The following is a 22,356-nucleotide window of genomic DNA, read 5'->3' as shown; positions in this document are numbered from 1 at the left end:
TCGCCGGAACGCCCGGTTCTGGTGAACTGGGAGAGACCGGGAACAGCGTATGATCGACGGCATGCTGCCGATGGCTGCCGAAGCGCCCCCGATGACCAACGATCCTCACCTGTCTCCCAAGCTGCATCTGACTGCGAAGCATGGATTCGCGCTGCATGACAGCCGCCAGCCCGTTTTTCACCGGGGATGGCATATCCACGACTGCGGCATGCTGCTGTGGCCGCGCATGGGGAGACTCAAGACGACATGGAACGATGTGTCCGGCGAGCCGGACTCGCCGCATGCCGTTTCGCTGGTGCGCGGCACCGCAGTGCTGCTGCCGGCGTCGATCTCGCATCTGACGGCATCCGAGCGCGGGCGCCAACAGCATGGGGAGCTATACCTGCCGCCCGACCGCCTGCCCGCCGGTCGACCGTTTGGCGCCATGCATCTGGACGCCGCGACCATCGCAATGCTCGAGGCGCTGCTGGCGCCGGGGATCTCGGCGACGAGCGCTTCCTGGCTGGTGCGCGCCATCGTGGAGCAACTGATGAGCAGCCGGCCGCTGGCGATACCCGAAGAGCCGGCATCCGTGGCACTGCGCATGGTCCGGCGCTTCCATCAGGCGCTCGAACGCGACCTGCCCTTGCCTTCGATCGATACCGTGGCCAGCGAGCTGGGCGTCTCGATCCGGCATTTGCAGCGCGCTTGCCAGATCGAGTTCGGCGTGACGCCCGTGGCACTCAGGCGTCGCATCCTGGCTACGCATGCACGCGCCCTGATCGCGCAAGGTCAATCCGTCGCCAGCGTCAGCCTGGACCTCGGCTTTTCATCCAGCGGACATCTGCACCGCTTGCTGCGCGAGGCCGCCGATCCGTCATAGGCGCGGCGGACTGGCGACCTCATCCCGCCATCACGACAGCATCGATCTCGATCTCCGTCCACGCCCCATCCGGCAGGCTCGACACACCCAGCGCGCTGCGAGCGGGCAGGGGCTGATCGGGKAATGCCGTACGCAGGACGGCCGAGGCCGCATCGAGCACGGCCGGATGATGGGTGAAGTCTGACGCCGCGCGGATGAAGCCGCGCAGGCGGACGATCTGGATGACGCGTGACAACTCGCCGTCGCAAGCCACCCGAAGCGCCGCCAGCGCGTTCAGCATCGATACTTCGGCAGCACGGCGGGCGGGTTCCACATCGGCTTCGCTCTGGCATTGGCCTGCCATGGCCACGCCTTGCTGCCGGCATACCTGCCCGGCGATCGACACCCAACGCGATGGCCCCACCTCCACCGCGCGATACGGCGCATAGCTACCACGCGGACTGGACACCGCGGGCATGGCAAATCCTGCGGCAGCAAGCAAGGCTTCGGGAGAACTGACCGTCATGCGTCGCTCCATGCCACGCCGCCACTGAGCCAGCAGCCGTCGGGCTCGCCTGAGTCCCCATGGCGTGGAGCCACGAGGATTTCCGAAGGGCTGCCCATGGCATCGCCCTGCCGGACTGCGATGGACGACACCGTTCGACCCTGACCACGCAGTGGGTCCGCCTGGTTMAGATACCCCCACAACGCCGCCGCAGCGATGCCGGTGGCGGCGTCTTCGGGATAGCCCGACGACTTCGGAAACTGCCGCGCATGGACGACGGGCTGCCCGTCCGCTTTAGGCGCCCCGAACGCATAGGGATAGAGGCCAGTCGAGCCGATCGACGCGCATAGCGGCTCCATGGTCGAGAAATCCGGCTGCAAACCGTCGAGCATCGCCACGGATGGCAGGCAGACAAGCGTCTTCACGCGGCTGGTCGCGGCATTGATGGCCGCATAGCTGCCGGCAGGCAGGCCGAGCTGCATGGCCACGCGGTCCGACGCCCCGGCATCCAGCACCTCGGTACGCACTGCCGGCTGCGAAATCCAGACGCGCTGCGATGCGTCGTCCCAATACGCCAGCACGATGCCACTCAGCGTTTCGATGCGCGCCGTCGGCGTGGTCCAACGCCCCCACTGGCGCAGCGCCCACAGCGTGCCCACCGTGGCATGGCCACACATCTCCATCTCGTGCTGCGGCACGAAGAAGCGAAAGCGCCAATCGCAGCCGATCTCGCTCGGCAATACGAATGCCGACTCGTGTCCATGCGTTGCGGCAACGCTTTGCATTGCCGGCGCGCTCATGCCACGCGCGTCGGCGACCAACGGCACCGGATTGCCGCCTTGCCCATCGCGCACGAACACCCGGATCAGATTGACGTCACTCACCTATGGCTCCCACGGACTTGGCAATCTTGCCCCAGTATGGGATGTCCTGCTGGACGGCAGCCTGCAGCGCGGACGGCGTCCCGGGGCGCGCGGTCACGCCTTTGCCGGCAAGATCGTCGGCGGCCGCCTTGTCGGCGAGCACCTTGTTCAACGCGGCATTGAAGCGATCGACGATCGCAGCGGGCGTCCCCTTCGGAAAGGCGATGCCGTACCACAGCTGCTGCTCGAAGCCGGGCACACCCTGGCTGGCGAACGTCGGCAGGTCCGGCAACAGCGGCGTGGAGGCCGTCACGGCGATGGCGGCAACCTTCCCAGCCTTGATGTAGGGCGCCAATCCGACTGGGTTGTCGAACATGATCTGCACCTGACCGCCAATCAGATCGGTGTAGGCCGGTGCCGCGCCACGATACGGGACGTGGACCATCGGCACACCAACGAACTTCTGGAACTGTTCGCCCATCAGGTGCGATACGGTGCCAACGCCTACCGACGCAAAGCTGTGCTGCGACTTGTCCGCCTTCAACCGGGCGACGAGCGTCCGGGCATCGGCCACGCGCATGGCGTTGTGGACGGCCAGCACATAAGGCGATGTGCCGATGAAGCCCGCATAGGCGAAGTCCTTCGCCGGGTTGTAGGCCAGCTTCGGATAGAGCGCGACGCTTACCGCATGCGTGCTCGTCGTGACCACGCCCACCGTGTAGCCATCGGCGGCGGCCCGCGCCACGAAGCCCGAGCCGATCGTGCCGCCAGCCCCGCTGCGATTGTCGATCACGACAGGCTGCCCGAGTTCGCGCTGCAGCAGCGGCTGGATCGAGCGAACCACGAGGTCGGTACCGCCACCAGCCGGGAATGGCACCACCATGGTGATGGGCTTCGCCGGCCAGGTTTCCGCATGGGCGGCGACGGAACACGCTGCGACAGCGCCCGCCAGCAGGGCGCACCGGGCCCTGCGCGTTGATATGGACAGGATGGACATGTGCACTCCCCTCGTTGGAATGCATGCAGTCTAGAAACGCGTCGACCCGCCCTCAAACCGGAATGCGACGTTCAGCGATCCAAAATGCGCTCGCGGCAGATCCGGCGTCCAAAGCGCCCGACAGATCAATCGGCCGGTGCCGGTACATGCCCCCTGGCGCGTGCTGCGCTGGCTGCCACGGCGGCAGTGCGCGTTTCCACGCCGAGCTTCTCGAAGATGTGCTCCAGGTGCTTGTTGACGGTTCGCGGGCTCATGCCGAGGATGTCGGCAATATCGCGGTTGGTCTTGCCACGGGCTACCCACGACATGACTTCGGCCTCACGCCGCGTGAGTGCCGCCGTGGACGCGAGCATGTCGGCGCTGCCTTCCGCTTCGCCATGGCCGCGCAGGATGGCCTCGCGCAGCGCGCGCGCCTGCCGCGCCTTGCCGACGTGGGACCGCACGCGGGCCACCACCTCGGCGATGGCCACCGGCTTGGTGACGTAGTCGCACGCGCCTACCTCGAAGCCCCGTACGATGTGCACCGTATCGCCCAGGCCGGTCATGAAGATGACGGGGAGGTCTGCGTGGCGGTCCATCAACGCGGCACAGGTGGAAAAACCGTCCATCCCGGGCATATCCACGTCCAACAGCACCGCATCCGGGGAAAAGTGGGCCAGCGCGCCGAGCGCAGCGTTGCCGCTGGCAGCGGTGTGCACCAGCATGGCTTCGCCGCCCAGCGCGCGGGTCAGGAAGCTGCGCGCGTCGGCGTTGTCGTCCACCACGAGCACACGTGTTTCGGATGCAGAAGATTCAGGTTCGGGATGCACGGAGCGCCTCGCCAAGTCGATCATTCAATGCAGCGCCATCGGTACGCGCCAGCGTCAGCATCTTGCGCGCCCACGCACCGATGCCGCCGCYGCTGGCGGCAAGTTCCGCCAGTTGCGCCTCCAGCGCGCGCAGCCGGCCGGTGGCGCCCAGTTGCAGCATCTCGCGCAGCAGCTCGGCGTGGGGCGGCGCCTCGGGCTCGGCGGGCTGGGCGGGCAGCGTCAGCGCGTGCCGGACCATGTCGATCAGCTCCGATTCGCGCACCGGCTTGCTGACGAAGCCGAGGTAGCCATGCTGAAGCCTGGCCTCCTCGGTGTTCTCGTGAGCGTTGGCGGAGACGATGACCACTTGCGGCGCGCCCGGCTCCGCGCGGATCTCACGGCACAGGTCCCAACCCGATGCATCCGGCAGGTTCAGGTCCAGCAGCACCAGATGCGGATGCCACGCCCGCAGTTGCGGGAGCACAGCGGCGCCCTCCCCGACTTCCTGCACCGCCAGCCCCAACGGTGACAGGAAGCCGCGCAGCACCGCCCGGTGCGACTGCCGGTCATCGACGATCAACACCCTTGCATTCGCCGGCAGCGGCGCCTCCGGGACCCTCCGTGGCCGTGTTACCGGTACGGACAGTGCGGGTAGATAGAGCCGCACCGAGAACTCGCTGCCCATGCCCGGTGCACTGCGCACCCTGACCTCGCCGCCCATCAGGTCCACCAGCAGCCGCACGATGGCGAGTCCCAGTCCGATGCCCTCTCGGTCGTCATGGGCCGTGGCGCGCTCGAACGGATCGAAGATGCGCACCTGGTCTTCCGGCGCGATGCCGGGCCCCGTGTCGCTGACCGTGATCGTCGCCAGTTCACGCTGATGGCGTACCGCCAGCGTGACCGCGCCGTGCTCCGTGAATTTGATGGCATTGCTGACCAGGTTGATGACAATCTGCCGCAATCGCTTGGAATCGCCATGCACATGGGCCGGCAAGGCGCCGGATACGCGATAGTGAAACGTCAGCCCGCGTGCCGCGGCCAGCGGGCGGAACATGCGTACCAGGTCGTCGAACACGCCCTCCAGCGCCACGGCGTCGTGCTCGAGCCGCAGTTTGCCGGCCTCGATCCGTGACAGCTCCAGCAGGCCATCGACCAGGCTGGACAGGTGTTCGCCGGCGCGGCCGATGGTCTGCACATCCTCGCGGCATGCCGCCGGCAACGCCGGTGCCCGCAGCAGCAGCTGCGAGTATCCCAGGATGGAGTTGAGCCCCGCGCGCATCTCATGGCTCATGCCGGTGATGAACCGGCTCTTGGCGGCATTGGCCTGCTCCGCGACTTCCTTGGCATGCTGAAGCGCCGCATCGGTACGGCGGTGCGCATCGATCTCCTTTTGCAGCAGCCCGTTCTGGCGTTCCGATTCTTCCTGGGCGACGGTCCGGCTTTCGTTGGCCAGCACCAGCCACCAGGAAGCGACCGCGGCAAACAGCACCAGCCCGGCACCAATCTTGAGAAACAGGTCGGTGCGCGGCGCGGCGCTGTGCACCAATGGGCCCGATAGCTGCTCCTGCGTATAGAGCAGCCACAGCAACGTGCCGAACGCGAACACCATCCCAGCCAACACAAGACTGAACTGACCGATGCGGCGTGCCATGACCAGCGGCGTGCCGGCGGGCAGCACGCGCGTGAGCGCGAAGGCGATCTGCTCCTGCGCGCTGGCCCCCGGCTTGCACCGGTCGCCGCAGCGCGCATCCAGCGTGCAGCACAGCGAGCAAATCGGGCCGCGATAGGCCGGGCACGCGGCCACGTCCTCCTGCTCGAACGGGTTACGGCAGATCGCGCAACGGATGACCGCGTGCCGCGCGCCGAAGTGGACCGGTGCCCGCGCGATGAAATAGCGGCTCTGCGTGAGGTAGGCAATCGCCGGCGGCAACAGGACCGCCAGCGCGAGACCCACCCCTACCGAGGCGGGACGCAGCGTGTCGCCGAACACGCCGAGATGCACCAGCATCGACAACGCCGAGGCCAGCACCATGGCGCCGAAGCCTGCCGGATTGATGTCGAACAGGTAGGCGCGGCGGAATTCGATATCGCGCGGCGACAGTCGAAGCGGCTTGCTGATGACAAGGTCGCCAAAGATGGCGCCGACCCACGCCACCGCCAGGTGGGCGTAGAGCGCCAGCACTTGCTCCAATGCCTCGAACACGCCCATCGCCATCAGCATCACCGCGATCAGCACGTTGAACGCGAGCCATACCACGCGGCCCGGATGGCTGTGCGTGAGCCGTGCGAACACGTTCGACCACGCCAGCGAGCCCGCGTAGGCATTGGTAATGTTGATCTTGGTCTGGGAGACCAGCACCAGCAGTCCTGTCAGGAGCACGGCCACCCAGCCGGGCCAACCGTTGCCGAGCCCGAGTGCGAAGCCTGCCAGGTACATCTGCGTCGGTTCCAGCGCGTGGGCGATCGGCAATTCCGCCTGCAGTACGACGAAGGCGAGAAACGCTCCGCCAACCATCTTGGCCGCACCAAGGAAGATCCAGCCCGGTCCGGCCGCAATCAACGCCCCCCACCATCGCACGCGGTTGTCCCGCGTGAGCGGCGGCATGAAGCGCAGGAAGTCCACTTGTTCGCCGATCTGCGCGATCAGCGCGGCGGCTACCGTGGCGGCGGCGCCGAACGCTTCCCATGAGAAACCGTCGCCATCGGCCAGGCGCCCGTTGAGCGAGAGAAACTCGGTATAGCGCTGCGGCTCGCGCCACAGGATCAGCCCATAGGGCAGGATCAGCAGCACGAGCCACAGCGGCTGGGTCCAGAGCTGGATACGCGACAGCAGCGTCACGCCATGGGTGACCAGCGGGATGACCACGATGGCGGACAGCAGGTAGCCGATGGACCTCGGCAGACCGAACAGCAGCTCGAATGCCTGCGCCATGATGGCCGCCTCGAGCGCGAAAAAGATAAAGGTGAAGCTGGCGTAGATCAGCGAGGTGACGGTGGAGCCAAGGTAGCCGAACCCCGCACCCCGTGCCAGCAGGTCCATGTCCACGCCATGACGCGCGGCGTAGTAGGAGATCGGCAGGCCGGTCAGGAAGATGACAAGGCTGACCACGCCGATGGCCCACATCGCGTTGGTGAAGCCATAGCTGAGCGTGATGGCGGCACCGATGGCTTCCAGCGCGAGGAACGCGACTGCACCAAAAGCGGTATTTCCGACCCGAAACGCGCTCCATTTTCGGAACGACCTTGGTGCAAACCGCAGCGCGTAGTCCTCAAGGGTCTCGTCGGCCACCCAGCGGTTGTAGTCGCGCCGGATCTTGCTGATGCGCTGGACGGGCTGGGGGACGCTCGACATGGAGAGGGGTGCATGGTCGCACTGGCAATGGGTCGTGCGCTGCGGATGCAAGAGATGTGCCGTGCGCCAGTGGCCGGCCCGACTACGTTGAATGACGTATGGCTGGGCGTCCCCCACCCGCAGCATGATCGCTCCGCAGCATTCCTCTTCCCCAACGGAGCGTCGATCATGCGTGACAACGAAAGCGATAACGAACAGAACGGGTCCCCGCCTTCCCTGCACCGCCGCCGGCTCATGCAGGGCCTTGCCGCCCTGCCCGCGCTGCCGCTGGCCGGCATGGCCGCGCAGGCGCACGGTGCCAATCTGCCTACTGGCACCGTGAACACCACCCGGCTCGCCGTCACCGATACCGAGGTCACCGTGGGCCAGCTGCATTCGGCCACCGGCACCATGGCGATCTCGGAAACCGGGTCGATCCAGGCCGAACAGCTCGCCATCGACCAGATCAACGCCGCTGGCGGCATCCTCGGCCGCAAGATCAAGGTCATCAAGGAAGACGGTGCCTCGGACTGGCCGACCTTCGCCGAGAAGTCCCGCAAGCTGCTGGTCAACGACCGTGTGGCGGCCGTGTTCGGCTGCTGGACCTCCGCCTCGCGGAAGGCCGTGCTGCCCGTCTTCGAGAAAGAGAATGGCCTGCTCTACTACCCGACGTTCTACGAGGGCCTCGAGCAGTCCAAGAACGTGATCTATACCGGACAGGAAGCGACCCAGCAGATCATCTGGGGCCTCGACTGGGCCGCCAAGCAGAAGAACGCCAAGAGCTTCTTCCTGATTGGCTCCGACTACATCTGGCCGCGGACATCCAACAAGATCGCGCGCAAACACATCGAAAACTTCCTCAAGCTCAAGGTCGTGGGCGAGGAGTACTACCCGCTCGGCCACACCAATTTCAACTCGCTGATCAACAAGATCAAGGTCGCCAAGCCCGACTGCATCTACGCGATCGTCGTGGGCGGCTCGAACGTTGCCTTCTACAAGCAGCTCAAGGCGGCCGGAATTACCGCCGACAAGCAGTTCCTGCTGACCATCTCGGTCACCGAGGACGAAGTGCTCGGCATCGGCGGCGAGAACATCGCCGGCTACTACGCGGCCATGAAGTACTTCCAGTMGCTCGACAACCCCAACAACAAGCAGTTTGTCGATGCATTCAAGAGCAAGTTCGGCAGCAAGGCCGTGATCGGCGATGTCACGCAGGCCGCCTACCTGGGCCCCTGGCTGTGGAAAGCCGCGGTGGAGAAGGCCGGCAGCTTCGATATCGACAAGGTCGTCGCGGCCTCGCCGGGCATCGAATTGAAGTCCGCCCCCGAGGGTTACGTCAAGGTGGATACGAATCATCACCTGTGGAGCAAGACGCGCGTCGGGCTGGCGCAGCTCGATGGCCAGTTCAAGGTGGTGGCCGAGTCGCCGCAACTGATTCCGCCCAATCCGTTCCCGAAGGGCTATCAGTAAGCCCGTCGCCGTCCCATCGATCCACGGAGTAAGAGTCATGAACGTGTCGGACATGCTGAACATCGGCCTGATGCAGGGCTTTGCAGGGCTGAGCCTGTTCTCGGTGCTGCTCCTGATGGCGCTCGGGCTGGCCATCATCTTCGGCCAGATGGGCGTCATCAACATGGCGCACGGCGAGTTTATGACCATCGGCGCCTATGTCATCTTCCTGGCCTCCACCACGGTGGAGCGCCTGGCGCCGACGTGGATGCCCTACTACTTTCCCATCGCCATCTGCGCCGCGTTCGCCATCGCGTTCGGCGCGGGTTGGCTGGCCGAATGGGCGCTGATCCGGCATCTCTACAAGCGGCCCCTCGATACGCTGCTCGCCACCTGGGGCCTGTCGCTCGGCATGCAGCAGGCGTTCCGCTCCACCTTCGGCCCCAAGGAAGTCAGCCCCACGCTGCCCGACTGGCTGATGGGTTCATGGTCACCCGCACCCGGGCTCGACATCCCCATCAACGGTCTGTTCGTGATGGCGCTCACGCTCTGTGTAGCGGGGCTTGTCTGGCTCGCGCTGTACCGGTCGCGCTGGGGGCTGCGCGTACGCGCCACCACGCTGAACCGGCCGATGGCGAATGCAGCCGGCATCAATACCCGGCGCACCGACCGCCTGACGTTTGCCATCGGCTGCGGCATCGCGGGCGTGGCCGGCGCGGCATTCACGACGATCGGCTCCACGGGCCCCACCAGCGGCGCGCTGTACATCGTCGATTCGTTCCTCGTGGTCACGTTCGGCGGGGCAGCGAGCCTCGCCGGCACGGTGGCGTCGGCGTTCGGCATCGCGCAGATGCAGTCCATCACCGAGTTCTTCATGACCGGGTCGATGGCACGGGTGCTGACCCTGCTGCTGATCGTGACCATCCTGATGATTCGTCCGCAGGGCCTGTTCGCCCCGGCGGTACGGCGCTGACATGCCAGGAGCACAAACGATGTCCAACTCTTCCCGACTGCAACGGCTGCGCGGCATAGGCGGCGCATGGGCCGGCTACGCGCTGCTGGCGCTCGTGCTGGTGGTGATCATGCCGCTTGCGCTGGATGTGTTCCGCCTGAACCTGATCGGCAAATACCTGAGCTACGCCTTCGTGGCCGTGGGGCTGGTGATGCTGTGGGGCTACGGCGGCGTCCTGAGCCTGGGCCAGGGCGTGTTTTTCGGCCTCGGCGGCTATGCCATGGCGATGTTCCTCAAGCTGGAGGCATCGGATGCCAAAAGTACCGCCATCCAGTCCACGCCGGGCATTCCCGACTTCATGGACTGGAACCAGCTCACGGCGCTGCCATGGTGGTGGGAGCCGTTCCGCCATCTGCCGGTCGCGCTGATCGGGGTGGTGGTGGTGCCGGCCCTGCTGGCATTCGTCATCAGCGTGGCGATGTTCCGGCGGCGCGTGGGTGGCGTCTACTTCGCCATCATCACGCAGGCGGTGGCGCTCATTCTGTCAGTGCTGATCATCGGGCAACAGGGCTATACCGGCGGCGTGAACGGCATCACCGACCTCAAGACGCTGCTCGGCTGGGATATCCGCACCGACAGCGCTCGGCTGATTCTCTACTTCGTCACCGTGGCGCTGCTGTTCGGGGCCATCGCACTGTGCCGTTGGATCCAGCGCAGCAAGCTCGGCGTGCTGCTGCTGGCGATGCGCGACAAGGAAGACCGCGTGCGGTTCTCGGGCTACGACGTGTCGATGTTCAAGGTGTTCGTGTTTTGCCTGGCGGCCGCGCTGGCGGCCATCGGCGGCGCCATGTTCACCTTGCAAGTCGGGTTCATGTCGCCGTCGTTCGTCGGCATCGTACCGTCCATCGAGATGGTGATCTTCGCCGCGGTGGGCGGCCGCATGAGCCTGGTGGGCGCGGTGTGGGGCACGCTGCTGGTGAATGCCGGCAAGACCTACTTCTCGGAGAGCTTTCCGGATCTGTGGCTGTTCCTGATGGCGGCGCTGTTCATCGGCGTGGTGGTGGCGTTTCCCGACGGGCTGGCAGGGCTCTACGCCAAGTACATCGGCCGTCGCCGCCGCACCACCGAGCCGCCCAAGCCGGAATCCCTGCCGGCCAAGACGGCCTGACCGGGAGACATCATGAGCAATACCGACTTCATGCTGGCGGTTGAGGACTTGACCGTGTCGTTCGACGGCTTCAAGGCCATCGACAACCTCACGCTATACGTGGACCGCGACGAGCTCCGCGTGATCATCGGCCCGAACGGCGCCGGCAAGACCACGCTGCTCGACTTGATCTGCGGCAAGACGCGCGCCGGCGGCGGCAGCGTCAAGTTTCGCAATCGCGAGATGACGGGCCTGCCCGAATACCAGATCGTACGCGCCGGGGTCGGGCGCAAGTTTCAGACGCCCTCGATCTACGAGAACCTCACGGTGTTCCAGAACCTGGCCGTCTCGTTCCCCCGCGGCCGCAGCGTGCTGGGCGCACTGACCTTTCGCACCACCGAGGCGGAGCGCCAGCGCGTGGCCGAGGTGGCTGCGGAGATCGCGCTCGACGATGTCCTGGAGCGCGAGGCGGCGCAGCTCTCGCACGGCCAGAAGCAATGGCTGGAGATCGGCATGTTGCTGATGCAGGACCCGAAACTGCTGATGCTGGATGAACCGATCGCAGGCATGAGCGTACGCGAGCGCGAATTGACCGCCGACCTGCTCAAGCGCATCAGCAAGGGCCGCGCGGTGATCGTGATCGAGCACGACATGGACTTCGTGCAGCGTATTGCCGACAAGGTCACCGTGATGCACCAGGGCCGCATCCTGGCCGAAGGCTCGATGGCCCAGGTGCAGAACGACCCCCGCGTGATCGACGTCTACCTCGGCCACTGACGCGGCCAACTCGCCAAAGGAGAATCCCGCATGCTTTCCGTGGACAACGTGGTGGTGAACTATGGCCAGAGCGAGGCGCTGCATGGTGTGTCTTTCTCCGCAGCGCAAGGCGAAACCGTGGCCATCATGGGCCGCAACGGCATGGGCAAGACCACGCTGTTCAAGGCGATGATCGGCATGCTCCCGGTACGCTCGGGCCAGGTTACCGTGGATGGCCGCGACGTGGCGCACGACGAAAGCTATCGTCGCGTGCGCGCCGGCCTCGGGTATGTGCCGCAGGGCCGCATGATCTTCTCGCACCTGACCGTGGAGGAGAACATCCTCACCGGCATGGAGCAAAGCCGCGTGCGGCGGATTCCGGACGAGATCTTCGCGATGTTCCCGGTGCTGTTCGACATGCGGCGCCGCAAGGGCGGCAACCTCTCCGGCGGGCAGCAACAGCAGCTGGCCATCGCCCGCGCGCTGGTGAGCAACCCGAAGGTGCTGCTGCTGGATGAGCCCACCGAGGGCATTCAGCCTTCGATCATCAAGGACATCGCGCGCGCGCTGAACGAGATTCGGCGCACGCGCGACATCACTATCGTGTTCTCCGAACAGGTGCTGAGCTTCGCGATGGACGTGGCCGATCGGCTGCTGGTCATCGAAGGCGGCCGCTTCGTGCACGAGACCCAGCGCCACAGCACGGATGTGGCGCACATCCGGCAACTGCTGTCGGTCTGAACGCAATCCCGCATCTTCACCGCATCTTCCCCGCTACCAGGAGGCAAACGTCATGACGGATACCCTGATCAAGGTCGATCTGGCCGAATCGCCGTACGAGAACCCCAACGTCCACAACCGCTGGCATCCGGATATCCCGATGGCCTGCTGGGTCAAGCCCGGCGAGGATTTCATCCTGGAGACCTACGACTGGACCGGCGGCTTCATCAAGAACAACGACTCGGCCGACGATGTGCGTGACATCGATCTCTCCATCGTCCATTTCCTGACCGGCCCGGTGGGCGTGGAAGGCGCGGAGCCGGGCGACCTCCTCGTGGTGGATCTGCTCGACATCGGCGCGAAGCCTGACAGCCAGTGGGGCTTCAACGGATTCTTCTCGAAGCAGAACGGCGGCGGCTTCCTGACCGATCATTTCCCGCAGGCGCAGAAGTCGATCTGGGATTTCCACGGCCTGTACACCTCGTCGCGGCATATCCCCGGTGTGAACTTCGCCGGGCTGATCCATCCGGGGCTGATTGGCTGCCTGCCGGACCCGGCCATGCTCGAGACATGGAACAAGCGGGAGATGGACTTTATCGCCACGCAACCGGACCGCGTGCCACCGCTGGCGAATCCGCCCTTCGCGGCGACGGCGCACATGGGCAAGCTGCAGGGCGATGCGCGCGACCAGGCCGCCGCCACGGGGGCACGCACGGTGCCACCGCGTGAGCATGGCGGCAACTGCGACATCAAGGATTTGTCGCGCGGCGCCAAGGTGTACTTCCCGGTCTATGTGGATGGTGCCGGGCTTTCCGTGGGCGACCTGCATTTCTCGCAGGGCGACGGCGAAATCACGTTCTGCGGCGCGATCGAGATGGCGGGCTGGGTACATATGCGCGTGTCGCTGATCAAGGGCGGCATGGCCAAGTACGGCATCCGCAATCCGATCTTCAAGCCGAGCCCCATCACGCCGAACTACAACGACTACCTGATCTTTGAAGGGATCTCTGTCGACGAAGCGGGCAAGCAGCACTATCTGGACGTACAGGTCGCCTACCGGCAGGCGTGCMTGAATGCGATCGAGTACATGACCAAGTTCGGATACTCGCGGGCGCAGGCGTACTCCATCCTCGGAACCGCCCCGGTGCAGGGGCATATCAGTGGCGTGGTGGACATTCCCAATGCCTGCGCCACACTGTGGTTGCCCACCCAGATCTTCGACTTCGACATCCGTCCCAGCGCCAGCGGGCCGACGCGGATGATCGCGGGGGACGTGGATCTGCCACTGTCGCCAGACGTGGTCTAAGCCGGCACCATGTTGCAATCCACCCAGCGGAGCGGCGATGCCTACCTATGACTACCGGTGTAAGGACTGCGGCGAGTTTGCATTGATCCGGCCGATGGCCCGGCGCGATGCGCCTGCCATGTGCCCCGCCTGCGGCATGGGTGCGGAACGGGCACTCGTGGCCGCGCCGGCGCTCGCCAGCATGGCGGCGTCGGCGCGGGCCGCCCATGCGGTCAACGAACGCAGCGCGGCTGCGCCGAAGGAATCATCGCGGCATGGATCCGGTTGCGGGTGCTGCGCGCAGCCGAAGCTCGCCGGCCGGCCCGACGTGGCCAAGAGCACCAGCGGCAGGCCGTGGATGATCTCGCACTGAGCAGCACAGGGACTGACCCCAGCGCGGCCAACGTGCTGGGGCGTCCAGCGCCGTTGAGGCACGGTCTCCCCGTGCCCAATATCAAATCTTCCTGCGATCGCTGACCACGACTAGCGCTTGCGCCTGGACTTTGCCCACCGAGCGCGATCTGTGAGGAATCGAGGCATTGAAGTAGAGCGAGTCACCGGCACTCATGCGCACGGTGCGGCCATCGAACAACACCTCCATTTGCCCTGATACCACGAAGATCAGCTCCTCTCCAGCGTGGCTGGCCATCGGTTGATCCTCAGCCAATGTGAAGGGCGGCAGCATGATAAACGGCTGCATGGCCTTGTCCGGTCGCTCCGCCGCAATGGCTTCATAGGTATAGCCATGTCGCTCGGTAGACGGACTGAACGGAATGCGGTCGCCGGCCTTTACGTGAAGGATCTCGTTGGCGCGCGATGACCTGGAGATGAGCTGATCGACGGTCACTGACAACGCTTCAGCCAGCTTGAGCACGGTGCCGATGGTCGGCGACGACAACCCCCGTTCCAGCTTGGACAGGTAGCTCTTCGTCAGCGATGCGCGCTGCGCCAGTTCTTCAAGCGTCAAGCTATTCAGCTTGCGTAGCTCAGCCAGGCGCTCAGCAATGCCCGGCGTCGCGGGCTCTGCGCTCACTTCTTGCTTTTTCGTCATCCCGGGGATCGAAGTTCCAAAGCGCCTGCACAGGCGCTTCCACAGACCGCAATTGTAAGGGCCGAACGTTTTCACGACAACGCAGTTGCACACATGACACTTTGGTGTCATTCTAGACACACTTGTTTCCAATATCCCCAAGGAGAATGCAAGTGAGTCCCAGCCGCCCCCGCTGTCGTGACCTGACGTTCGTGGTCACCCTTTCCGCTGCCGTACTGTTGAGTGCACCCCTTGCCGGTCACGCGGCAGAGTTTCCCGACAAGCCCATTACCCTGGTCGTCCCGTTTGGCGCGGGAGGCATTACAGACCTCGTGGCCCGCGCCACGGGTAAGGCCCTTTCCGAGCAACTCGGTCAATCCATCGTTGTGGAAAACCGTCCGGGCGCGGGCGGGAACATTGCGGCGGACTTTGTCCGGCGCGCACGGCCGGACGGCTACACCTTGATGTTCACCACGGTCGGCATCCTGGCCGTCAATCCTCACACGGACATCAAGGTCAACTTCGACAGCGCGAAGGACTTCACCTACATCTCCCTGGTGGGCTCAACACCGCATCTGGTCGTGGTGGGTGCCGATGTCCCGGCAAATACGCTCGCCGATCTCATCAAGCTTGCCCAGCGCAAACCAGATTCCGTGAGCGTTGGAACCGCTGGCGTCGGTAGCTCGCCTTATCAAGGGATGCGCGTGCTTCAGGACGCGGCAAGAATCGAGTTTCTCCATGTGCCATTCAAGAGCGGCGCCGAGTCCGTCACCAATGTCGTATCGGGACAGGTGAACATGACTTTTGAGGCGACACCTCAAGTCATGCCGTTCGTCACCTCGGGCAAGCTTCGCGCGCTCGCCGTAGCGAATCCGCGCCGGCTGTCCACTGCACCCCAGGTTCCTTCGACTACCGAACTGGGGTTCCCGACGCTGGTGTCAGGCTCGGTGGCTGGGCTGATCGGACCAGCGGGACTCGACCCCGCCATCGTGAAGAAGCTCAATGCGGCGGTAGGCACCGTCACGGCAAATCCGAAGTTCAAGGCCACGCTGGTCGCTCAAGGCACCGAGCCAATGGCCTCGACGCCTGAACAATTCCGAAAGCTGATCGAAGAAGAGAATCAGCGATGGTCGGCGCTGCTCGGCGCGGCCGACAAGACAAAGTAAAAGCCGCTTCGTATTCACCATACTCTCCAGCACATCCCAGAAAGGACACACCATGGCTGACACAATGCAAATGAGCAAAAGCGAGATCGTCGCCGCTTCGCTCAAGACGATGCAGACGGAACTCCGGGCTGACAAGATGCCCCTGCGCGAGGCCGTCGCGGAAACCTGCCGAGTCCTGTTCGCGTTCGGTCACGATTCCGGGCTCGCGGGCCAGATCACCGCGCGGGCCGAGGCGCCCGGCACGTACTACACGCAGCGCCTGGGTCTTGGCTTCGACGAAATCACCGCGGACAACCTGTTGCTCGTCAATGAGGATCTCGAAGTGCTTTCCGGGAACGGCATGCCGAACCCTGCCAACCGCTTCCATTCCTGGCTGTATCGCGCGCGTCCGGACCTGAACTGCATCGTTCATTCCCACGCGCCGCATGCCTCTGCGCTTGCCATGCTCGAGGTTCCCCTGACCATCTCCCACATGGACACCTGCGTCCTCTACGACCAGACGGCATTCCTCGAAAAATGGCCCGGTATCCCGGTTGGCAATGAAGAAGGCGAAATCATCTCCAAAGCGCTCGGCGACAAAAAGGCGATCTTGCTGTCACACCACGGTCTTCTGGTTGCTGGTGCGTCGGTGGAAGAAGCTTGCGTGTTGGGCGTGATGTTCGAACGTGCTGCGCGCCTGCAGCTCCTGGCGATGGCGGCGGGGGAGATTCAGCCGATTCCGCCGGAACTGGGTCGTGAAGCGCAACGCTGGGTGAGTACCCAGAAGCGGTTCGAAGCGACGTTCGCCTACTATTCCCGCCGCGCCCGTCGCGAACTGCCGGCGGATTGAAGCGGAGGCGCGGCCGTTCAACGTTTCGTCGGATCGTMGGCGGTTTCCGGGGCGGCTGGAGAAACGCCACCGTCACGCCATCCGGACCCCGTGCGCAAACGGTGGCTGTGCTTTTGCATTCCATCGTTCAATGGCAAAGACAGTCGTATATCGTGAGTAACGGCGCAGGCAAGAGGTGCATACTCTGCCGTACATCGTCAAACGAGGGACCGAACAATGGCGAAATACCTGATCTCCTTTCCTGCAAGGGCGATGGCAGTCCCCGCCGAGGATTTGGCCGCCGTGGGCGAAGCTGCGCGCGAGGTCATACGCGAGGCGAAGGCCGCAGGCGTGTACGTGTTCGGTGGTGGTATCAACGATAATGTCGCACCACTCATGGTCGCTTCAGACGGCGCGGTCACAAACGAGACCTATCCCCAGACAGAGGAGTTCGACGGCGGCTTCTGTGTCCTGGAGCTTCCATCGCGCGAAGCCGCCATCCAGTGGGCCGCTAAGATCGCCAAAGCTTGCCGCTGCTCGCAGGAACTCCGCGAGTTTGGGTATGACCCGGAGAGCTGACGGGCAAGGCCCGTACCCACGGGGTTCGCCAGGGCAGTCAACCTCCATCGATTCTTGATAGAACAGTAGAGTGATTGATGATTACAGGACACGTCTTTATTGCCACCAGCCTTGATGGCTTTATCGCCCGTCCCGATGGCGATATCGGTTGGCTTCTGGAGCGGGACGACCCCTCGGAAGACCATGGCTACGCGAGCTTCATCGCCGACAAGGATGCGATCGTGATGGGCCGGGGGAGCTATGAAAAGGTCCTCACCATGGGGGAATGGGCTTACGACAGACCGGTGCTGGTGCTATCCCGTCAGTTGGCCGGCACGCCGGTGCCGGAAGCGTTGCAGGGGAAGGTGCGCTTCTCGAACTGCACGCCCTCGGACGCGATGGCGCAACTCGCGAGCGAAGGCGTGCGCCGCGTCTATGTCGACGGCGGCCAGGTGGTCCAGTCGTTCCTGCGCGACAGTTTGATCGCTGACATGGTGGTGACTACGGTCCCGGTGCTGATCGGGACCGGCATACCGTTGTTCGGCGCCCTGCCGCAAGACGTAAGTCTGGCGCTCGAGTCAAGCCGGCACTTTCCATCCGGCCTGGTGCAGTCGACCTATCGCGTATTGCGCTGATTACCGGGAGCGGCCCGGCAGTCAAGCCGCCATCGCGCGGCGCTCCTCGTCGTCCAGCAGCGGGCCGTCGAGCGTCACCCGCGAATGGTCTGTGCGGAATTTCTGGATGACCGGMTTCAGTTCTTCCTTGACGTGCGCCTCGCTGTAGCCGTTGAACAGGTGCCCGATCAGGCCGCGGCGCAGGTCCGAGGTGCCCATGATGTAGTCCGCGATCGGGAACGTCAGGTTCATGTTGTACTTCATCATGATGCCCATGTTGTGATGGGCGGTATGGTGGCGCCGGATGGTGTTGACGAACGGCATGTTGCGCACGAACCAGTTGTCATGCACATGGCAGCAGTAGTGGAACGTCTCGTAGATCACGTACTGCGCCACCATCGTGATGAAGACGAAGTAGCCGGCGTTGGCGTTGAAGATCAGGGACGCCAGATAGCCCAGCCCGCCGCCACCCACGCCGAGCGTCGCCAGTACGCGCCACGGGAAGAACACGATGCGGAACTCGCGCGTGGTATCGATCGTGGCTTCCTGGTCGGTGAAGTACTGGTGATGCTGACGCGTGTGGCGCTCGTAGATGGCGCGCAGCGCGAACACGTCGATCCGGCGGTGCATGACGTAGCGGTGCATGAACCATTCGACGAAATTCCCGGCCAGGAACACCGGCAGGATCAAAGTCCATTCCCATGTGACGCCGTGCAGGTGCTGGATGGCCCAGTACAGCGCGGCGATGCCCACGCCGTAGATCACGGTGATGTGCAGCAACCCGTTGTAAAGCGGGCTGATGTCGGCCTTGTACTGCTCCCTGAACTGGCGTTGGCGTTCAGTCATCATGATTGCATCTCCGGTAAAGTCCGCCGCACTAACATATCAGTTGGATATAAAAAGGCGGCGATCCAAAAAATGCCCCTGTCGCACAGGGGCGCTGTCAGGGCGCGGCTCGCGGGCCGCGCGGCGAAATCGTTATTGAGAGACTTCCTCCAGTGCCCTGCCGCGTGTTTCGACGCCCAGCATCAGCACCATCGCGGCTGCCACGGCGAAGGACAGCGCTCCCAGCGTGAACACCCCGCCCTGCCCGGTCACCGGCAGCAGCACGCCAACCAGGTAGGGGCCCGCCAGCGAACCGATTCGGCCGATCGACGAGGCGAAGCCCGAGCCGGTGGCGCGAGAGCGCGTGGGATAGAGTTCCGGGGTGTAGGCGTAGAGCACTGACCACATGCCGAACAGGAAGAACTGCATGCACAGCCCGGCGGCAATGAGCTGCTCCACCGGCACCTTGTGCACCGCCGCCTGGCCATAGGCATACGCGGCGACGGCGCTGCCGAGCAGCATCAGCGCGCAGGTTGGCTTGCGGCCCCATTTCTCGAGCAGCCATGCCGAGAACATGAACCCGGGAATGCCCGCCAGCGAGATGTAGACCGTGTAGAGCACGGACTTCGTCACCGCATAGCCAGCCTGCTGGAGCAACGCCCCGAGCCAGGTGGTCAGCCCGTAATAGCCGAGCAGCGCGAAGAACCAGACCGACCAGAGCATGATCGTGCGGCGCGCGTAGGGGCCTGACCAGAGTTCCATGAAGCGCGCCTTCCGGTTTGTCGGCTGCGGGCTCCGGTAGGTCGCCGCGACCGGCGGCAGGGCGCGGCCCCAGGCACGTTCCACACGCTGTTCGATGCCTGCCATCACGGCGTCGGCTTCGCGCTTGCGGCCCACATCTTCGAGCCAGCGCGGCGATTCGGGCACCATCCGACGCACCACGAATACAAATACGGCCGGCACGGCCAGTGCGATGAAGATCCCGCGCCAGCCGATCATCGGCAGCAGGAAGTACGTCATCGCGCCGGCGGCGATGAAGCCGATCGGCCAGAACCCTTCCAGGATGGCAACGTACTTGCCCCGGCTCTTGGCCGGCACGATTTCGGACACCATCGACAGGCCGATCGGGAACTCCATGCCCATGCCGAAGCCAAGCAGGACGCGGTAGAGCATCAACGTCGTCACGTTGTCCGCCAGCCCGCACATCAGGCTGCCCACGCCCCAGAAGATCATGCTGACCTGGAACACGGGCTTGCGGCCGAAGCGATCCGCCAGCAGGCCGGCGATGGCCGCGCCCAGGAACATGCCCAGGAAGCTTGAGCTGGCGAGCATGCCGGCCTGCGCGGCGGTCAGGCCGAACTCGGCCTTGATCGAACCGAGCACGAACGTCATGAGGCCGAGGTCCATCGAATCGAAAAACCACGCGGTGGCGATGATGCCGAACAACGAGCGCTGGTAGCCCGTCATTGGCAATCGTTCCAGCCGCGCCGCTACGCCGGCCTCCAGCCTGAGGGCGCCTGCTGACATATCCATGGTTGTCTCCTGTGTAGGTGAATCGCGCTCTTTGCCGGCGCGCTTTCGTAATATATTAGTTGGACATCGCTGATGTTCAAGTTATGGTTTACGGCATGCCGTGCGAAGCGGCAGCGTTCGGTCCATCGGAAATGTCGTGCTATGCCGCGCGGCGCGGTGCCATGTGCGGGGCTTCGGCGGAGAGATCGCCGTGCCAGGCATGCTGGACGATGGCGGCATAGCGCGCCGGCACGTCCGGCACGGGAAACGCCTTGGCGAGGCGCGTCACGCCAAGGGCGTCCTTCACCAGCGCCGCCAGGTCGTCTTGCGCGATGCCGCACTGCTGCAGGGTTGTGGGGATGCCCAGATCACGGACCAGATCGCGCACCAGGACGGGGAGGCGCGCCACGGCCGAATCGGGGTCGGTGTCTTCGATCCCAAACAGGCGGGCCACGGCAAGCATCTCGTCACTGCGCACGTCGCGCAGGGCGTCGAGCACGTAAGGCAGCATCACTGCATTGGTCGTGCCGTGCGAGCGATGCGTCAGCCCGGCGACGGCATAGGCAATGCCATGCACCGCGTTGAGGCCGGCACTGCCATATGACAACGCGGCATAGAGGCTCGCTTGGCTCATGCCGATGCGCGCTTCGGTGTCGTCGCCGCGCTGGTAGCTGCGCAACAGATACCGGCTGCACAGCCGGATCGATTCATGCGCGAACAACATCGTCAGGGCATTGCGGCCGCTGTAGCCGGGGTCAGCGTCCCCGCCCCGGTCGAAACGGGCGGAGTCGAGCGTCAGGTATGACTCGACCGCGTGCGTCAGCGCATCGATGCCCGCATCGGCCGTGACGCGCGGCGGGCAGGTGTAGGTGAACTCGGGATCGATCAATGCCACGGCGGGCCTCAGCCGGTTGTCCATGACGGCAACTTTGGTGGCGTTCTCCGGATCGACGAGGATCGCCCCGGGCGTGGCCTCGGAGCCCGTGCCGGCGGTGGTGGGCAGCGCGATCATCGGCAGGATGGGGGTGGCGCTGTCGATCATGCCAATGAAATCCCGCACCGGGTTGCCGGCGGGGAGCGTCAGGCACAGCGCCTTGGCCAGATCGATATTGCTGCCGCCGCCGATGGCGATGACGTGATCGACAGGCACGCCGTCGAGCTGCGCGCGGAGGGCTGCCGTAGCGGTGTCGCAGAGCGTGGTCGTGGGATCCGGCAGCCCGCCGTCATAGATCAGCAGTTCCACGCCGTGCGCGCGTGCGGCAGCGACGAGTTCATCGACCCATGGCGTGGCAGAGGTGAAGAACGTATCCGTGACCAGCAGGCCACGGCGATGGCCGAGCCGCTGCAGCAGCGCCGGCAACTGCGCACGGCTGCCGGCGCCCATGATCAGGCGCGCTGGTGCGCAGAAATAGATCAGGTCCTCCACTCTCATGCTGTCTCCTGTGGGTATGTTCTGTGTCCCTGCGCTGCCGGCGGCATGGGCCATTGCTGGCGCAGATACGCGGCGATGTCGTCGGTCCGCTCGGTCAGCACGCTGTGGCCGGCGCCCTGCAGGACGTGCAACTCGGCGCGTGGGATCCCGTCGGCCAGCATCGCGCCGTGACTGAGCGGGCAGTCGGCGTCCTCGCTGCCATGGATGACAAGCGCCGGGCACGCGATGTGGGCCAACTCGCCACGCTGATCCGTCCGCCGGATGGCGTTCCAGGTCCACGCCACGGTGCGATGGTCGGCTGCCTCGCGCAGCCCGAGCCGTTGCTCGCGTGCCGCGATGGCTGCCAGCAGCGCATCCGGTGACGATGGGGTGAACCACGCCACTGCGTCGAGGTGCGGCGTGCCCGAGACCAGCAGCAGTTCGGTGGGCAACGGCCAGGCGGTCATCGTGCGCGCCTGTGCCAGATACGCCAGCGCCACCGAGACCCCCATGCTCCATCCAGCMAGCACGAACGGCCCGTCGACATGGGTGTCAATCGCCCGGCTCAACACGCGGGCGTAGGCGTCCAGCGAGCAGTCGCGCTCGCTGATGGGCGAACTTGCCCGCCCTCGCCCGGGCAGGTTCGGCAGGATGAACGTGCACTGATCGGCCAACTGGTGTGCCAGCGACAGCCAGGCGCCCCGCGTGCCCTGAATACCATGTACGGCGACCACGGTAATCGGCCCCTTCCCCACGACAACGACATCCTCGTTCGCCATGCCGCCTCCGGTACACATC

The 22,356-nt window shown here is 64.9% G+C and carries 22 protein-coding genes; 12 read left to right on the top strand and 10 right to left on the bottom strand.

From position 1 onward, the window contains the following. Nucleotides 1–49 precede the first annotated feature (49 nt). Nucleotides 50–862 (top strand): helix-turn-helix transcriptional regulator, encoded by an 813-nt coding sequence (locus tag AC1EJR_RS00985; protein WP_369823413.1) that lies wholly within the window; start codon nt 50–52, stop codon nt 860–862. A 19-nt stretch (nt 863–881) separates the two neighbouring features. Here AC1EJR_RS00985 and AC1EJR_RS00980 read toward each other — a convergent pair whose 3' ends face one another. The 5 genes from AC1EJR_RS00980 to AC1EJR_RS00960 all read right to left on the bottom strand — a co-directional run bounded on the left by AC1EJR_RS00980 (nt 882) and on the right by AC1EJR_RS00960 (nt 7,346). Continuing rightward, entirely contained in the window at nt 882–1,367 is a 486-nt protein-coding gene (locus AC1EJR_RS00980; protein ID WP_477146808.1) for a RidA family protein, read from the bottom strand. Then, the gene (locus tag AC1EJR_RS00975) at nt 1,364–2,230 is read right to left on the bottom strand and encodes a PhzF family phenazine biosynthesis protein (protein ID WP_092293916.1); all 867 of its coding nucleotides are present in this window, start codon (nt 2,228–2,230) and stop codon (nt 1,364–1,366) included. The genes AC1EJR_RS00980 and AC1EJR_RS00975 overlap by 4 nt, the downstream gene beginning before the upstream one ends. Further along, complete coding sequence (locus AC1EJR_RS00970) at nt 2,223–3,092, bottom strand: Bug family tripartite tricarboxylate transporter substrate binding protein (protein WP_477113146.1); 870 nt, start codon at nt 3,090–3,092, stop codon at nt 2,223–2,225. Before AC1EJR_RS00970 ends, AC1EJR_RS00975 begins: the two co-directional genes overlap by 8 nt. 239 nt (nt 3,093–3,331) lie before the next feature. Then, the gene (locus tag AC1EJR_RS00965) at nt 3,332–3,976 is read right to left on the bottom strand and encodes a response regulator transcription factor (RefSeq protein ID WP_441591261.1); all 645 of its coding nucleotides are present in this window, start codon (nt 3,974–3,976) and stop codon (nt 3,332–3,334) included. Nucleotides 3,977–3,998: 22 nt separating this feature from the next. Beyond that, nucleotides 3,999–7,346 carry a hybrid sensor histidine kinase/response regulator gene (locus AC1EJR_RS00960; protein ID WP_477146807.1) on the bottom strand — a complete coding sequence of 1,116 codons (3,348 nt, stop codon included), beginning with the start codon at nt 7,344–7,346 and terminating at the stop codon, nt 3,999–4,001. Nucleotides 7,347–7,514: 168 nt separating this feature from the next. Between AC1EJR_RS00960 and urtA the strand changes: the two genes are divergently transcribed. From urtA to AC1EJR_RS00925, 7 genes are read left to right on the top strand one after another with little or no spacing between them, the layout of a single operon-like run. Further along, complete coding sequence (gene urtA, locus AC1EJR_RS00955; protein ID WP_477146806.1) at nt 7,515–8,795, top strand: urea ABC transporter substrate-binding protein; 1,281 nt, start codon at nt 7,515–7,517, stop codon at nt 8,793–8,795. A 37-nt stretch (nt 8,796–8,832) separates the two neighbouring features. Further along, nucleotides 8,833–9,747 (top strand): urea ABC transporter permease subunit UrtB, encoded by a 915-nt coding sequence (urtB, locus tag AC1EJR_RS00950; RefSeq protein ID WP_092293926.1) that lies wholly within the window; start codon nt 8,833–8,835, stop codon nt 9,745–9,747. A 19-nt stretch (nt 9,748–9,766) separates the two neighbouring features. After that, nucleotides 9,767–10,894 (top strand): urea ABC transporter permease subunit UrtC, encoded by a 1,128-nt coding sequence (gene urtC, locus AC1EJR_RS00945; RefSeq protein WP_441644539.1) that lies wholly within the window; start codon nt 9,767–9,769, stop codon nt 10,892–10,894. Between the two features lie 12 nt (nt 10,895–10,906). After that, nucleotides 10,907–11,650, top strand: a complete 744-nt coding sequence (gene urtD / locus AC1EJR_RS00940) for an urea ABC transporter ATP-binding protein UrtD (protein ID WP_092293928.1) — start codon at nt 10,907–10,909, stop codon at nt 11,648–11,650. Between the two features lie 30 nt (nt 11,651–11,680). Beyond that, entirely contained in the window at nt 11,681–12,370 is a 690-nt protein-coding gene (urtE, locus tag AC1EJR_RS00935) for an urea ABC transporter ATP-binding subunit UrtE (RefSeq protein ID WP_092293930.1), read from the top strand. Nucleotides 12,371–12,422: 52 nt separating this feature from the next. Beyond that, entirely contained in the window at nt 12,423–13,655 is a 1,233-nt protein-coding gene (fmdA, locus tag AC1EJR_RS00930) for a formamidase (protein ID WP_477146805.1), read from the top strand. A gap of 37 nt (nt 13,656–13,692) precedes the next feature. Then, a complete protein-coding gene (locus tag AC1EJR_RS00925) occupies nt 13,693–14,007 on the top strand; it encodes a zinc ribbon domain-containing protein (RefSeq protein WP_092293934.1) in 315 nt (104 codons plus the stop codon). Nucleotides 14,008–14,088: 81 nt separating this feature from the next. Here AC1EJR_RS00925 and AC1EJR_RS00920 read toward each other — a convergent pair whose 3' ends face one another. Further along, nucleotides 14,089–14,685 carry a helix-turn-helix domain-containing protein gene (locus tag AC1EJR_RS00920; protein WP_092293936.1) on the bottom strand — a complete coding sequence of 199 codons (597 nt, stop codon included), beginning with the start codon at nt 14,683–14,685 and terminating at the stop codon, nt 14,089–14,091. Nucleotides 14,686–14,831: 146 nt separating this feature from the next. On the opposite strand from AC1EJR_RS00920, the gene AC1EJR_RS00915 reads away from it, so the two are divergent. The 4 genes from AC1EJR_RS00915 to AC1EJR_RS00900 all read left to right on the top strand — a co-directional run bounded on the left by AC1EJR_RS00915 (nt 14,832) and on the right by AC1EJR_RS00900 (nt 17,831). Next, on the top strand, nt 14,832–15,830 hold the full coding sequence (locus tag AC1EJR_RS00915; RefSeq protein WP_092293938.1) for a Bug family tripartite tricarboxylate transporter substrate binding protein: 999 nt from the start codon (nt 14,832–14,834) through the stop codon (nt 15,828–15,830). A 52-nt stretch (nt 15,831–15,882) separates the two neighbouring features. Beyond that, a complete protein-coding gene (locus tag AC1EJR_RS00910) occupies nt 15,883–16,659 on the top strand; it encodes an aldolase (protein ID WP_441591255.1) in 777 nt (258 codons plus the stop codon). Between the two features lie 216 nt (nt 16,660–16,875). After that, nucleotides 16,876–17,217, top strand: coding sequence for a YciI family protein (locus AC1EJR_RS00905; RefSeq protein WP_092293942.1), 342 nt, complete (start codon nt 16,876–16,878; stop codon nt 17,215–17,217). Nucleotides 17,218–17,294: 77 nt separating this feature from the next. Further along, on the top strand, nt 17,295–17,831 hold the full coding sequence (locus AC1EJR_RS00900) for a dihydrofolate reductase family protein (protein WP_092293944.1): 537 nt from the start codon (nt 17,295–17,297) through the stop codon (nt 17,829–17,831). A gap of 21 nt (nt 17,832–17,852) precedes the next feature. Here the strand turns inward: AC1EJR_RS00900 and AC1EJR_RS00895 are convergent, their stop codons facing one another. From AC1EJR_RS00895 to AC1EJR_RS00880, 4 genes are all read right to left on the bottom strand, one after another. Then, on the bottom strand, nt 17,853–18,659 hold the full coding sequence (locus AC1EJR_RS00895) for a fatty acid hydroxylase family protein (protein ID WP_477146804.1): 807 nt from the start codon (nt 18,657–18,659) through the stop codon (nt 17,853–17,855). A gap of 129 nt (nt 18,660–18,788) precedes the next feature. Beyond that, on the bottom strand, nt 18,789–20,168 hold the full coding sequence (locus tag AC1EJR_RS00890; protein WP_092293948.1) for an MFS transporter: 1,380 nt from the start codon (nt 20,166–20,168) through the stop codon (nt 18,789–18,791). 139 nt (nt 20,169–20,307) lie between these two features. Continuing rightward, nucleotides 20,308–21,579: an iron-containing alcohol dehydrogenase gene (locus AC1EJR_RS00885; RefSeq protein ID WP_477113141.1), complete on the bottom strand. Its 1,272-nt coding sequence runs from the start codon at nt 21,577–21,579 to the stop codon at nt 20,308–20,310. Next, nucleotides 21,576–22,337 (bottom strand): alpha/beta fold hydrolase, encoded by a 762-nt coding sequence (locus AC1EJR_RS00880; protein ID WP_477146803.1) that lies wholly within the window; start codon nt 22,335–22,337, stop codon nt 21,576–21,578. Before AC1EJR_RS00880 ends, AC1EJR_RS00885 begins: the two co-directional genes overlap by 4 nt. Nucleotides 22,338–22,356: the final 19 nt, after the last annotated feature.

The organism is Cupriavidus sp. 05T42 (assembly GCF_056396345.1).
Note: the sequence above shows the minus strand (reverse complement) of the source record. Positions and strands in the feature narration are given on the sequence as shown.